Annotated in this window: 7 protein-coding genes; all 7 read left to right on the top strand. The window is 63.5% G+C overall.

Annotated elements, in window-relative coordinates; translation table 11 throughout:
- Positions 1 to 74 precede the first annotated feature (74 nt).
- The 7 genes from rplJ to GTW58_RS06100 all read left to right on the top strand — a co-directional run bounded on the left by rplJ (position 75) and on the right by GTW58_RS06100 (position 13,546).
- Positions 75 to 605: a 50S ribosomal protein L10 gene (rplJ, locus tag GTW58_RS06070; RefSeq protein ID WP_119932884.1), complete on the top strand. Its 531-nt coding sequence runs from the start codon at positions 75 to 77 to the stop codon at positions 603 to 605.
- A gap of 99 nt (positions 606 to 704) precedes the next feature.
- The gene (gene rplL, locus GTW58_RS06075; protein ID WP_047691264.1) at positions 705 to 1,091 is read left to right on the top strand and encodes a 50S ribosomal protein L7/L12; all 387 of its coding nucleotides are present in this window, start codon (positions 705 to 707) and stop codon (positions 1,089 to 1,091) included.
- Positions 1,092 to 1,561: 470 nt separating this feature from the next.
- A complete protein-coding gene (rpoB, locus tag GTW58_RS06080) occupies positions 1,562 to 5,068 on the top strand; it encodes a DNA-directed RNA polymerase subunit beta (protein WP_168023474.1) in 3,507 nt (1,168 codons plus the stop codon).
- A 133-nt stretch (positions 5,069 to 5,201) separates the two neighbouring features.
- Entirely contained in the window at positions 5,202 to 9,086 is a 3,885-nt protein-coding gene (locus GTW58_RS06085) for a DNA-directed RNA polymerase subunit beta' (RefSeq protein ID WP_119933482.1), read from the top strand.
- Positions 9,087 to 9,423: 337 nt separating this feature from the next.
- Positions 9,424 to 11,436, top strand: coding sequence for a neutral/alkaline non-lysosomal ceramidase N-terminal domain-containing protein (locus GTW58_RS06090; RefSeq protein WP_168023475.1), 2,013 nt, complete (start codon positions 9,424 to 9,426; stop codon positions 11,434 to 11,436).
- A 31-nt stretch (positions 11,437 to 11,467) separates the two neighbouring features.
- Positions 11,468 to 12,235 (top strand): IclR family transcriptional regulator, encoded by a 768-nt coding sequence (locus GTW58_RS06095; RefSeq protein ID WP_119933484.1) that lies wholly within the window; start codon positions 11,468 to 11,470, stop codon positions 12,233 to 12,235.
- A 111-nt stretch (positions 12,236 to 12,346) separates the two neighbouring features.
- Positions 12,347 to 13,546 (top strand): 4-hydroxybenzoate 3-monooxygenase, encoded by a 1,200-nt coding sequence (locus tag GTW58_RS06100; RefSeq protein ID WP_119933485.1) that lies wholly within the window; start codon positions 12,347 to 12,349, stop codon positions 13,544 to 13,546.
- Positions 13,547 to 13,663 lie beyond the last annotated feature (117 nt).

Raw genomic sequence — 13,663 nt, forward strand, 5'->3', positions numbered from 1 at the left:
CGCCCTGGCTCCTGCCGGGGCGTTTTTTGTTGGGATTCGCACGGATGCGACCGGCCCACCAGGAAAGGAGTGCCATGGCGAACCCGGAAAAGGCCGCCGCGGTAGCAGAGCTCAAGGAGCAGTTCTCTGTTTCCAATGCTGCTGTGCTGACCGAATACCGCGGTCTCTCGGTGGCTCAGCTCAAGCAGCTGCGCCGCGCACTCGGTGAAGAAGCCGAGTACGCCGTGGTGAAGAACACGCTGGCCGGCATCGCCGCCCAGGAAGTCGGCATCGACGCGTTCGAGGGCAAGCTCAACGGCCCCTCAGCCATCGCGTTCGTTGCCGGTGACCCGGTCGCCGTCGCCAAGTCCCTGCGTGACTTTGCCAAGGAAAACCCGGAACTGATCCTCAAGGGCGGCTACATGGATGGCGCCGCACTTGATGAAGACGGAATCAAGAAGCTTGCGGACCTCGAGTCCCGCGAGGTTCTGCTGGCCAAGGTTGCCGGTGCCGCACAGGCATCGCTGTCCAAGGCTGCCGCACTGTTCCAGGCCCCGCTGTCCAAGACGGTCCGCACGGCCGAGGCCCTGCGCGCCAAGGTCGAGGAGACCGGCGAGGCTGCCTGACGTCTCTGACGTCCCACACACCGCAAGACCCCAGATCTGAACGGTCCATCACCCACCACGGGTACGGACGCAGACTCAAACCAAGAAGGAGCCATCACCATGGCAAAGCTTTCCACCGAGGAACTGATTGACGCTTTCAAGGAGCTCTCCCTCATTGAGCTCTCCGAGTTCGTGAAGGCCTTCGAGGAGACCTTCGACGTCACCGCTGCCGCTCCGGCTGCTGTTGCTGTTGCTGGCGCTCCGGCTGCCGGCGGCGAGGCCGCTGCTGAAGAGCAGACCGAATTCGACGTCGTCCTCGAGGCTGCCGGCGACAAGAAGATCGGCGTCATCAAGGAGGTGCGCGCCCTGACCTCCCTCGGCCTGAAGGAGGCCAAGGACCTCGTCGACGGCGCTCCCAAGCCGGTCCTGGAAGGTGCCTCCAAGGAGGACGCCGAGAAGGCCAAGGAGCAGCTCGAGGCCGCTGGCGCAACCGTCACCCTCAAGTGAGTTCCGCGGCTTGAGCCGCATCTTGCTGAACGAACCCCGTGCACTTCAGGTGCACGGGGTTCGTTCGTTTGTGCCGTTCTTCCCCGCCGAGCCGCGACTTGTACCGGTGATCTCGGCCGAGCAGTGACTTGTGCCGCCCATGAGCCCTGATGGGCGGCACAACCCACTGCTCGGCGGGTGGGGCGGGGTGCCCGGCGACGACGACGGGCGCGGAAGACTAGCAGGAAGTTCCATCCGGTGGTGGACACGGCGCGTTCTGTGGCCTATTCTGGATCTTTGCGTCGTCCCTGATTTCAGCGTGCCTTCATATAGCGGTGGGCGCCCCTTCGGAACCATCAACCCCGTACTTCCCCCTAGTCAGCATCACTGAGACCCCTGGTCCGGTGCATCGTTGAGCCGGAGTTGATGAGACCGTCACATCGGACGGGAACCGCGCGATTCACTTGCAGATCTGTGGAAGGAATCTCATCTTGGTCGCCTCGAGCACCGATTCGTCCGTCACCGCAAGCACGACAGGGAACAACACCCCGCGTCGTGTCTCTTTCGCAAAGATTCACGAGCCCCTGGAGGTCCCCAACCTCCTGGCGCTGCAGACCGACAGCTTTGACCGTCTGGTCGGCAACGAGAAGTGGCAGGAGCGCCTGCGCCAGGCACAGGACGCCGGCCAGACCGGTGTTCCCACCACCTCGGGGCTCTCAGACATCTTCGAGGAGATCTCTCCGATCGAAGACTTCCAGGGCACCATGTCCCTGTCCTTCACCGAGCCTGAGTTCTACGACCCCAAGTACACGGTCGAAGAATGCAAGGACCGTGACGCCACCTACTCGGCCCCGCTGTACGTCAAGGCCGAGTTCATGAACAACACCACCGGTGAGATCAAGCAGCAGACCGTTTTCATGGGCGACTTCCCGCTCATGACTGACAAGGGCACGTTTGTGATCAACGGCACCGAGCGTGTTGTTGTCTCCCAGCTGGTGCGTTCCCCGGGTGCCTACTTTGAAAAGGGCCAGGACCGGAACTCGGACAAGGACATCTTCTCCGCCAAGATCATCCCGTCCCGCGGTGCATGGTTCGAGCTCGAGATCGACAAGCGCGATCAGGTGGGCGTGCGTCTGGACCGCAAGCGCAAGCAGTCCGTGACTGTTCTGCTCAAGGCCCTGGGCTGGACCGAGTCCAAGATCCTGGAAGAGTTCGGCGAGTTCGACTCCATCCGTGCCACCTTGGAGAAGGACACCACGGAGACCCGCGAGGATGCCCTGCTGGACATCTACCGCAAGCTGCGTCCGGGCGAGCCGCCCACGGTTGATGCTGCCCAGCAGCTGCTGGACAACATGTACTTCAACCCCAAGCGCTATGACCTGGCCAAGGTCGGGCGCTACAAGATCAACCGCAAGCTCGGTATCGACAAGGGCTTTGACGACCCCGATGCCTCGGTGCTCTCCATCGAGGACATCGTGGCCATGATCCGTTACCTGGTCACCCTGCACGCCGGCGGCGACTCCATCCAGGGTGTCCGCGACGGCGAGGCACGCGAGATCCGGATCGACGTCGATGACATCGACCACTTCGGCAACCGTCGCATCCGTGCCGTGGGCGAGCTGATCGAGAACCAGATCCGTACGGGCCTGTCCCGTATGGAGCGTGTGGTGCGTGAGCGCATGACCACGCAGGACGTCGAGGCCATCACCCCGCAGACCCTGATCAACATCCGCCCCGTGGTGGCTGCGATCAAGGAGTTCTTCGGTACATCCCAGCTGTCCCAGTTCATGGACCAGAACAACCCGCTGGCCGGTTTGACGCACAAGCGCCGTCTCTCCGCGCTGGGCCCGGGTGGTCTCTCCCGTGACCGCGCCGGCATGGAGGTCCGTGACGTCCACCCGTCGCACTACGGCCGTATGTGCCCGATCGAAACCCCTGAAGGTTCCAACATCGGCCTGATCGGCTCGTTGGCCACCTACGCGCGGATCAACCCGTTCGGTTTCATCGAGACCCCGTACCGTCGCGTGATCGACGGTGTGGTGACCGACGACGTCGTGTACCTGACCGCCGATGACGAGCGCGGTGTCGTGATCGCCCAGGCCAACGCTCCGCTGACCGACGACCTCCGCTTTGCCGAGGACGCCGTGCTGGCCCGTGCCGCCGATGGTTCCGGTGAAGCTGTGCTGGTTGAGCCCGGTGACGTCGAGTTCATGGACGTCTCCCCGCGCCAGATGGTCTCCGTGGCCACTGCCCTGATTCCGTACCTGGAGCACGACGACGCCAACCGAGCCCTGATGGGTGCCAACATGCAGCGCCAGGCTGTGCCGCTGTTGGTGACCGAGGCCCCGCTGGTGGGCACGGGTATGGAGCGCTTTGCGGCCATGGACGCAGGCGATTCCGTGCTGGCCGTCAAGCCGGGTGTGGTGACCGAGGTTGCTGCCGACCACGTGACCGTGGCCAATGACGACGGCACCACCAAGGACTACGTGGTGGGCAAGTTCGTCCGCTCCAACCCGGGCAACACCTACAACCAGCGTGTGATCGTCTCCGAGGGTGACCGCGTGGAGAACCGTACGGTCATCGCCGATGGTCCCTCCACCGATCACGGTGAGTTGGCGCTGGGCAAGAACCTGCTGGTGGCCTACATGTCCTGGGAGGGCCTCAACTACGAGGACGCCATCATCCTCTCCCAGCGCATGGTCTCCGACGACGTCCTGACCTCGATCCACATCGAGGAGCACGAGATCGATGCCCGCGACACCAAGCTCGGTGCCGAGGAAATCACCCGTGACATCCCGAACGTCTCCGAGGAAGTGCTCTCCGCACTGGACGAGCGCGGCATCATCCACATCGGTGCCGAGGTCCAGGCCGGTGACATCCTGGTGGGCAAGGTGACCCCCAAGGGTGAAACCGAGCTGACCCCGGAGGAGCGCCTGCTGCGCGCCATCTTCGGTGAGAAGTCCCGCGAGGTTCGTGACACCTCCCTGAAGGTGCCCCACGGCGAGTCCGGAACCGTGATCGGCGTGCGTGTGTTCGACCGCGACGACGACGGCGATGACCTCCCCGCAGGTGTCAACCAGGTTGTGCGTGTGTACGTGGCGCAGAAGCGCAAGATCACGGACGGCGACAAGCTGGCCGGCCGTCACGGCAACAAGGGTGTGATCTCCAAGATCCTGCCGGTCGAGGACATGCCGTTCCTGGCTGACGGAACCCCCGTTGACGTGATCCTGAACCCGCTGGGTGTGCCCGGCCGTATGAACCTGGGCCAGGTGCTCGAGGTTCACACCGGTTGGTTGGCCAAGCAGGGCTGGGAGATCGAGGGAAACCCCGAGTGGCTGGATCGTCTGACCAACTTCCCCAAGTCCACGGGACAGGTCAACGTGGCCACCCCGGTGTTCGATGGTGCCCGCGAGGACGAGATCTTCGACCTGCTGGATCACTCCAACACCACCCGTGACGGGGATCGTCTGATCAACCACACGGGAAAGGCCCAGCTGTTCGACGGCCGTTCCGGTGAGCCGTTCCCGGACCCGATCTCGGTCGGTTACCAGTACATCTTGAAGTTGCACCACCTGGTGGACGACAAGATTCACGCCCGTTCCACCGGTCCGTACTCCATGATCACCCAGCAGCCGCTGGGCGGTAAGGCTCAGTTCGGCGGTCAGCGTTTTGGTGAGATGGAGGTCTGGGCCCTGGAGGCTTACGGCGCCGCTTACACGCTGCAGGAGATCCTGACGGTCAAGTCCGATGACGTTCACGGGCGCGTGAAGGTCTACGAGGCGATCGTGAAGGGCGAGAACATCCCCGAACCGGGTGTCCCCGAATCCTTCAAGGTCCTGATCAAGGAAATGAAGTCCCTGTGCCTGAACGTCGAGGTCCTCTCGGCCGACGGCCAGACCATTGAGATGCGCGATGCGGATGACGAGGTCTTCCGCGCAGCCGAGGAGCTCGGCATCGACCTCTCCCACTCCGAGCCCAGCTCGGTCGAAGAGGTCTGAGCCGGCGCCTGCGCCCAGGTGAGCCGCCGTCGTCGTTGTGCACTGAGTCAGTGACGACGACGGCGGGTCACCCCACCGACTTCATCCAGACAAGATTTCAAGAAGAATTCACAGAAAGAGATCAAGGATCCTTATGTCCAACGATTCTTCACTCAACCTCATGCGGATCGGCCTGGCCACGGCCGACCAGATCCGTAGCTGGTCCTTCGGCGAGGTCAAGAAGCCCGAGACGATCAACTACCGCACGCTCAAGCCGGAGAAGGACGGCCTGTTCTGCGAGAAGATCTTTGGCCCCACCCGTGATTGGGAGTGCTACTGCGGCAAGTACAAGCGCGTGCGCTACAAGGGCATCATCTGTGAGCGCTGCGGCGTTGAGGTGACCCGTGCCAAGGTGCGTCGTGAGCGCATGGGCCACATCGAGCTGGCAGCTCCTGTGACCCACATCTGGTACTTCAAGGGTGTTCCCTCCCGTTTGGGCTACCTGCTGGATCTGGCGCCGAAGGACCTGGAGAAGGTCATCTACTTTGCCGCCTACATGATCACCAAGGTGGACGAGGAGGCTCGTCACGACGACCTCCCCAACTTGCAGGCTGCCATCGACCGTGAGAAGAAGGCACTGGAGGACCAGCGCGATTCCGACGTCGTGGCCATCGCCGGTGACCTGGAGCAGGATCTGGCCACGGTTGAGGCCGAGGGCGGCAAGGCCGCTGAGAAGCGCAAGCTGCGTGACGCCGCAGACCGCCAGATGGCCAACGTGCGCAAGCGCGCCGACCGTGAGGTCGAGGCCCTGGAGCGCGTGTGGGACCGGTTCAAGAACCTGAAGGTCAACGACCTCGAGGGTGACGAGGCCCTGTACCGCCAGATGGTGGACCGCTACGGCATGTACTTTGAGGGCTCCATGGGTGCCGAGGCGATCAAAAAGCGCCTGGAGACCTTTGACCTGGCTGGTGAGGCAGAGACCCTGCGGGAGATCATCGCCACCGGCAAGGGTCAGCGGAAGTCCCGTGCGCTCAAGCGCCTGAAGGTGGTCAACGCCTTCCTGACCACGGACAACTCCCCGCTGGGCATGGTCCTGGACGCCGTTCCGGTGATCCCGCCGGAACTGCGCCCCATGGTGCAGCTGGACGGTGGCCGCTTTGCCACCTCCGACCTCAACGACCTCTACCGTCGTGTGATCAACCGCAACAACCGCCTGAAGCGTCTGCTGGATCTGGGTGCTCCCGAGATCATCGTGAACAACGAGAAGCGCATGCTGCAGGAGGCTGTGGACTCCCTGTTCGACAACGGCCGTCGCGGCCGCCCGGTCACCGGACCGGGCAACCGTGCGCTGAAGTCGCTCTCCGACATGCTCAAGGGCAAGCAGGGCCGCTTCCGTCAGAACCTGTTGGGCAAGCGTGTGGACTACTCGGGCCGTTCGGTCATCGTGGTGGGTCCGCAGCTGAAGCTGCACCAGGCCGGTCTGCCCAAGCAGATGGCTCTGGAGCTGTTCAAGCCTTTTGTGATGAAGCGCCTGGTGGATCTCAACCACGCTCAGAACATCAAGTCCGCCAAGCGGATGGTGGAGCGTTACCGCCCGCAGGTGTGGGACGTGCTGGAAGAGGTCATCACCGAGCACCCGGTGCTGCTCAACCGTGCACCAACCCTGCACCGTCTGGGCATCCAGGCCTTTGAGCCCCAGTTGGTGGAGGGCAAGGCCATCCAGCTGCACCCGTTGGTCTGCTCGGCGTTCAACGCGGACTTCGACGGTGACCAGATGGCTGTGCACCTGCCCTTGTCCCCGGAGGCCCAGGCCGAGGCCCGCATCCTGATGCTGTCCTCCAACAACATCCTGAAGCCCTCGGACGGCAAGCCGATCGCACTGCCTTCGCAGGACATGATCATCGGTCTGTACCACCTGACCACCGAGCGTGCCGACGAGGTCGGTACGGCTACCAGCTACTCCTCGGTGGCTGAGGCCATCATGGCTTTCGATGCCCACAAGCTGCACCTCAACGCCAAGGCCAAGATCGTGGTCAACGACTTTGTGCCGTACGCCGGTTGGGTTGCTCCTGAGGGTTTCGAGCAGGGCGATGCTGTCACGCTGGAGACCACGCTGGGTCGTGTGATCTTCAACCAGCAGCTGCCGGCCGACTACCAGTGGGTTGAAGGCGTTGCGGACAAGAAGTTCCTGTCCAAGCTGGTCAACGACCTTGCCGAGACCTACCCCATGGGTGTGGTTGCCCAGACCCTGGACAACCTCAAGGACGCAGGCTTCTACTGGGCCGCTTGGTCCGGGATCACCGTGGCGATCTCCGACATCGCCACGCCTCCCGCCAAGCCCGGCATCATGGAGGGCTATGAGTCTCAGGCCGCCAAGATTCAGGGCCAGTACGACACCGGTTTGATCGACGACGACGAGCGCCGCTCCGAGTTGATCGACATCTGGACCAAGGCCACCGATGAGGTTGCCGAGGCCATGCGGGAGAACCTGGGCGAGTTGAACACCATCAACCGCATGGTTTCCTCCGGTGCACGTGGTAACTGGATGCAGGTCCGTCAGATCGCGGGTATCCGTGGTCTGGTGGCCAACCCCAAGGGCGAGATCATGCCCCGTCCCATCAAGTCCTCCTACCGTGAGGGCTTGTCGGTTCTGGAGTACTTCATCGCCACGCACGGTGCCCGTAAGGGTCTGGCTGACACCGCTTTGCGTACCGCCAACTCGGGTTACCTGACTCGTCGTCTGGTGGACGTGTCCCAGGACGTCATTGTCCGTGAGGCGGACTGTGGCACGGATCGTGGTTTGACTCTGCCCCTGGCGGTTGAGGAAAACGGCGCCCGTGTGCTGCACGAAGAGGTCGAGAACACCGTGCACGGTCGTGTGCTGGCCATCGACGTCGCCGATGCCAACGGTGAGGTGCTGGCAGAAGCCGGTGCTGACATCTCGGATGCCTTGATCGCCTCCCTGTTGAACGCCGGCGTGGACGAGGTTCGTGTGCGCTCGGTGCTGACCTGTGAGTCCGCCGTGGGTGTTTGTGCTGCTTGCTACGGCCGTTCCTTGGCCACCAACAAGCTCGTGGACATCGGCGAGGCCGTGGGCATCATTGCCGCGCAGTCGATCGGTGAGCCCGGTACCCAGCTGACCATGCGTACCTTCCACACCGGTGGTGTGGCTTCCTCTGACGGTGACATCACCCAGGGTCTGCCCCGTATCCAGGAGCTCTTCGAGGCCCGTACCCCCAAGGGCGTGGCTCCGATCTCTGAGGTGGCCGGCCGTGTGAACATCGAGGACACCGACAAGGGTGTGCGCGTTGTGGTCACTCCGGACAACGGGGACGAAGAGTTCGCTTACCCGGTGCTGCGTCGCGCCAAGATGCTGATTGCTGATGGCGATCACGTGGAGGTCGGCCAGCAGCTTGTGGCCGGTGCCGTGGACCCCAAGGAGGTCTTGCGCATCCGTGGCCGCCGCGCTGCACAGAAGCACTTGGTGGATGAGGTCCAGGGCGTGTACCGCTCCCAGGGTGTGGGCATTCACGACAAGCACGTGGAGGTCATCGTCCGCCAGATGCTGCGCCGCAACACCGTGATCGAGTCGGGTGACACCGATCTGCTCCCGGGTGAGTTGGTGGATGACGTGCGCTACCGTGAGGCCAACCTCAAGGCTGTGTCCGAGCAGCAGCGTCCGGCCGCGGGCCGTCCTGAGCTGATGGGTATCACCAAGGCTTCCTTGGCCACGGATTCCTGGCTCTCGGCGGCGTCCTTCCAGGAGACCACTCGTGTTCTGACTCAGGCTGCCATGGAAGCCAAGTCGGATCCGCTGGTGGGCCTGAAGGAGAACGTGATCATCGGTAAGTTGATCCCGGCCGGTACCGGTTTGGCTCGTTACAACAACGTGAGCGTTGAGCCCACGGAAGAGGCCAAGGCGACTCTGTTCACCGATTCCGGTGCCTACGCGGACTTCTCGTACGCGGAGGAGAACTCCGGGTTGGGTTCTGAGTTCCAGGCCATCCCGTTGGAGGACTACGACTTCGGCGCCAACTGAGCGTGCTTGCGTCACTGACCACAGTGACCACGGCTGATGCTTGATCAGCCAGGGTGAGGGCCCTTTCCCCGTTGCTGCGGGGGAGGGGACCTCACCTTTTGTGCTGTCCCCTCGTGTGCGGACAATGCGGGTTCACCTGCATCCAAGGCAGGGTTCCGGGTCTACCATGATGCCCATGAACGCGCGCGCATTCGACAGGGCCGAAACGACATGGAACGTTCCTTCGGTTGACTGTGACGGCGTTGCCGGACCCCAAAGTGGCCACCTGAACCAGGGGGATGGTGTCGACCCGCAGCCCACCCGCAGACAAGTGGGCCAGTGGGGTGTGCTGGGAGTCATGACAGCTGCCACAGCAGGGGCAGCCACCACGGCCTCCGGGTTCACAGCAGCGCAGGCTGCTCCCACCCAGTGGGGCGGTGACCCCACCTTCTTGATCGGCCGTGCAGTCACGGACTGCACGGGACCGGCCGGTGGTGTGGGGTTCTTCGGCTACGGGGACACCCAGCAAACAGGCCGTGGGGTGCACATGCGCCAACGCGTACGCGCGTTCGTGATCGAGGACCAGAGCACCGGGGAACACGTGGCAATCGTGGTGGCGGAGATCCTCTCCCCGTCCAACGCCGTTCGCCAGGCTGTGCTCAGTCGACTCGGCCGGCGGGCACCCGGGCGTTGGTCTCAGGCGCAGGTGGTCATTTCCAGCACCCACACCCATGCCACTCCCGGTGGCGCCACGCATGACCAGTTGCACAACGTCACCACATGGGGTTTCCATCGGCGCAGCTTTGAGGCCCAGGTGGATGCCATGGTTCAGGCTGTTCTGGCCGCGGATGCGGACAAGGCCCCAGGGCATCTGCGCGTGAGCCGATCAGAGCTGACCGATGCCGGGGTGAATCGCTCGTCGGTGGCCTTTCAACGCAATCCCGTGGAACTGCAATCTGCTCTGCCGGGTGGGATTGATCCAGCCTCTGTGACCTTGCGATTCGAGCGGGACGGCCGCACGGACGCGGTCATCAACTGGTTTGCTACGCACTCCACCTCCCTGATGAACACCAACCGGTTGATCTCCGGGGACAACAAGGGCTACGCGCAGTACGCCTTGGAACGTATGGACCACGGTGTGGATCTGATGAGTGGGTCCCGCCCGGTGTTCGTGGCTGCTTTTGCCAATGCCAACTCGGGTGATATCACTCCCAACCTGAACTTGGCACCGGGACAGGGCCCCACCTCTGACCAGTTCGAGAACATGCGGATCATCGGCACCCGGCAGGCTGATGCGGTGCGCTCTCAGTTGGCCTCTGCCGGAGATCCGGTGGGCAGCGGTGTGGAAGCGCGGATCACCTACGTGGACATGCGCGGTTATGCCATCCGCCCGGAGTTCTCCGGGACGGGCAGAACCGAGCGCACGGGATGGGCCAGTCTGGGCACAGCTTTCGCCGCCGGAAGCACAGAAGACGGCGGGGGCGTCTCCATCTTCAGTGAAGGTCTGGGCGGCAACCCGTTGCTTTCCACACTGCAGGCCTGGCGCTACCGGGTGGATCGTTTTGACGCCGCCGTGCAGTCGCCCAAGGTTTGTCTGTTGTCCGTGGGCGCCATGGATTGGGTCCAGCAGCAGGTTCCCGTTCAGCTGATCCGACTGGGCAAGTATTGGATTGCGGCCATGCCGGGTGAGATGACTGCGGCCACCGGGGTGCTGTACCGCCGGGCCGTTGCAGCCGCCACCGGGGCTCAGGAGGCAGATGTCCTGGTGCACGGCACGTGCAACGCCTACACCCATTACGTGACCACGCCGGATGAGTACGATTCCCAGCAGTACGAGGGCGCTGCCACCATCTACGGACGCCACAGCGCCGGCGCTTTTTGTCAGGTTCTGGATCAGTTGGGCCGTGCAATGGTGAACGGGGCACCTGTGAGCCTGGGGTCCATGCCGCCGGACAAGTCCTGGACTGCACTGCCCTCCTTGCAGGGTGAACCTCCCACGGACCTTCCGGAGTTCGGACGGTGGTTCGGTCAGGTCATTGAGCAGCCCACCAATGTTGGCCCGGGCGCCACAGTGCGGGCGCGGTTCGTGGGGGCCCACCCCAACAATGATCAACGCCGCGGCAACACGTACATGGCTGTGGAGCGCAACGACGCCGGGGCCTGGGTTCGGGTGCGCGACGACCAGGACTTTGACACCCGCTTTGAATGGCAGGACCGCGGTCTGGGGGTCTCCCGGGTGACCTTGTCCTGGACCGTGCCGCAGGGTGCTGCAGGAACCTACCGCTTCGTCTACACCGGCAATCGAAAGACGGCCATCGGCACCTACCAGTCGGTGACGGGAACCAGTCGGAATTTCACGGTGGGCGGCTGAGGGCGCCGTCGTCGTGCGGGAGAGTGCCTTCATGGCCAATTCCCGCAGTGGCGAAACCGTGATTGAGCGCGTGGACAAGATTCTGGCGGTGTTCACGGCGCATCGCCCGCGGCTGACGGCAGCCGAGGTGGCAGACAGCAGTGGTCTGCCCAGCAGCACCGCCCACCGGCTGTGCGGGGAGCTGGCCCAACGTGGATGGTTGGAGCGCGACGGCGGGGCCTACGTGGTGGGAACCCGGCTGTGGGAACTGTCCACCCGTTCAGCCCAGGAATCTTCCTTGGCGGCTGTTGCCACGCCGTTCATGCAGGACGCCCACGCCGTGTTGGGACAGCACATTCAATTGGGCCGGCGCCAGGGCAGGGAGGTCTTGATCCTGCAGCGGCTTTCCGCCCGAGGTGCGCGCAGCATCAGTTCCGGTGTTGCGGGCAGACTGCCGTTGCACGTCTCAGCGGTGGGGCTGATCCTGCTGGCCTGGATGGATCCCCAGGCCCGTGAGGGGTACCTCCGGGACCTCCACGCGGCTCAGGAGAGCATTCCGCAGGGCACGGTCACACAGCTGGAACGCATCCTGGCTGCCATTCGGTCGGTGGGCCACACGGTCCAAACGGGCAACGTGGAACCAGACCGGACAGCCATTGCCGTGCCTGTGCGCAACCATCGGGGAGACGTGGTGGCGGGCCTGGGGGCGGTACTGGACCGGGCAGAGGTCTCCGTGGATGCGGAGGTCACCGTCCAGGTGCTGCGGGCAGCAGCCCACGGTGTGGAACGGACGCTGAAACGCAACGGGCGGCCGGTGTGATCGCTTGCACTCCGGTGAAATCCCATTGAACAGGATGTCTGTGGGCCCTGTCATAGCCAAGTGTCACACTGAGCGCACAGTTGTTCGGTAGGCGTTCAGGAGGTCAGCGGGATGGTTCAGCACACCCCAGGTCAAACAATCCAGACTCAGGTGGGCATTGTGGGTGGCGGGCCTGCAGGCCTGATGCTCTCCCACTTGCTGGCTCGGGAAGGAATCGAGTCCGTGGTGTTGGAGACCCGCGATCCGGACACCATCCGCAACACCCACCGTGCCGGCATTCTGGAAGCCGCCAGCGTGTGGATGCTCACGGAGACCGGCGTTCAGGGGCGTGTTCTCACGGAAGGTCACGAGCACCGTGGGACCACTTTGCGTTACGACGGTGAAAACCACCACATCGACTTCCAGGACAACGTGGGGCAGTCCGTGTGGTTGTACCCGCAGAACGAGGTCTTCTGGGATCTGGCTCAGGCGCGGGAGCGTGACGGGGGAGTGGTGTTCTGGTCCGTTGCGGACACGGCGGTGCACGGAATCGAGACCGATTCCCCGCGGATCACGTTCACAGACGCTGAGGGTGCGGGCCGGGAGATCCAAGCCCAGATCGTGGTCGGGGCAGACGGGTCGCGCTCCATGTGCCGCCAGTTGATCCCGGAGGAGGTGCGGACGGACAACTTCATCGAATACCCGTTCGCCTGGTTCGGAATCCTGTGTGAAGCACCTCCCAGCTGGCCGGAACTGATCTACGCCAACTCCGATGCCGGTTTCGCCTTGATCTCCCAGCGCTCGGACACGGTGCAGCGGATGTACTTCCAGTGCGATCCGGAGACCAACGCGGTTGACTGGACGGATGAGCAGATCTGGGCGCGACTGCAGGAGTGCATGCAGGGTCCTGATGGCTTTGAGCTCAAGGAGGGGCGGATCTTTGACGAGACCGTTCTGAAGTTCCGCTCCTACGTGTGTGAACCCTTGATCCACCACAATCTGGTGTTGGTGGGGGACGCCGGACACACGGTTCCGCCGACTGGCGCCAAGGGGCTGAATCTGGCGTTCTGCGACGTACGTGTGCTGGCGCCGGCACTGGTGGCATGGTTGCGTGACGGTGATGAATCCGGGCTGGCGGGCTACTCCGCCAAGGCGCTGGAGCGGGTCTGGAAGGCGCAGAACTTCTCCTACTGGGCCACCAACATGATGCACACCCGCCAGGATGAAAACCCGTTTGCCCAGAAGCGTCGTCGCGGAGAACTGGGTTCCATCACGGACTCGGAGCGCGGACGTGCGTACTTCTCCGAGTGCTACACGGGGTGGCAGGACTGACAAATTTGTGCGCATTGCGTACAAGTGTTCGCAATGCGTGTGATCTGCGCTATTCTCGTATCAGTCGATCAGGGCCGACGACGAGTGGCAGCAGTCGCCTGTGGGCGGGAACACCGG

Source organism: Kocuria subflava (genome assembly GCF_012163155.1).
Taxonomy (GTDB): domain Bacteria; phylum Actinomycetota; class Actinomycetes; order Actinomycetales; family Micrococcaceae; genus Kocuria; species Kocuria subflava.